Raw genomic sequence first — 990 nt, 5'->3', positions numbered from 1 at the left:
CTTGAAGGTGGACTTGGTATCAGTGCTCAATTGTCTTCAAACGTTTCGCTTCATGGTGATGTCAGCTATCAACAAAAACTACAAAAGACTGGTATATCCGGAGCAAGCTTTTCAGGCGGAATACGCTATCAGTTTTAAGACAAAGGTGTAAAAACAACTATATCATTATTCCATTCGCTTTAGTAAAAAGACAGCACTCTCTGTGCTGTCTTTTGTTTTTGCTCAATCTACCATGAGCATATCAATCAAAGTAACTGTTTACCTTCACGCTCAAACTTGCTCTCTCAAAGGATTTATCGAGTTGCACTTGCCTATACGCTTCCCTGAAATGAGCAATCTCTCTAAAACCAAATAGAACAAAGTGCTTCATCTCCAAATTGAGACGAAGCTCTCAAAAAAGTTTTATTTTTATCAAATCGGCACACCTCAACAAGCCCCCTTTTATATTGATAAAAATGCACTGTATCTTCGCTTTATGTTTTAAAATACACAATGCGCACTTGTTTCTTCTTCTATGGAGAAGAAAATTTATAGAAACTGAAAGCTGTGTGTCAGCGCAGAACATTTCGTCTCAAAAAAACTCTATAAAACTTTCATGACAACAAACTTTGCTCAATAAGCCATCTTTCAAAACATCCTGTTTCAGAGTGTGTATGAAACGTAGACGTAATCAAAGCAAGCTTTTCTGCAAACCACGTGTAGTGACCTGTATTGTTATCTTAAAAGTTTTTCTAACGTTCATGATTAAGCGGATAGAGAGCACACATAACACTTCGTTTTGTTCTTTACATAAAAAACATAATGATATAAGAACCGCCTAGGTACTTGCGCCATCAGGGGAAGGAAGTAAGCATCAAAGACATACCAATACTAAAGGCATATCTATGTGTAAGAAATCTATTTATAAGAAAAACTTTTTGTTATGTACAATTGCTGGAACTTTCATTTTTTCTCATTTAACTCCAACTTATGCAAATACACAAACTCCTA

Annotated in this window: 1 protein-coding gene; it reads left to right on the top strand. The window is 35.7% G+C overall.

Annotation, left to right across the window (positions count from 1 at the left end):
- On the top strand, positions 1 to 138 hold a 138-nt coding region (locus PVV69_RS10105), incomplete at its 5' end, for an autotransporter outer membrane beta-barrel domain-containing protein (protein WP_404978388.1).
- Positions 139 to 990 lie beyond the last annotated feature (852 nt).

The organism is Bartonella sp. MM73XJBT (assembly GCF_028618465.1).
Classification (GTDB): domain Bacteria; phylum Pseudomonadota; class Alphaproteobacteria; order Rhizobiales; family Rhizobiaceae; genus Bartonella.
The sequence above is the reverse complement of the archived record's forward strand: the minus strand, read 5'-3'. Positions and strand labels throughout refer to the sequence as shown.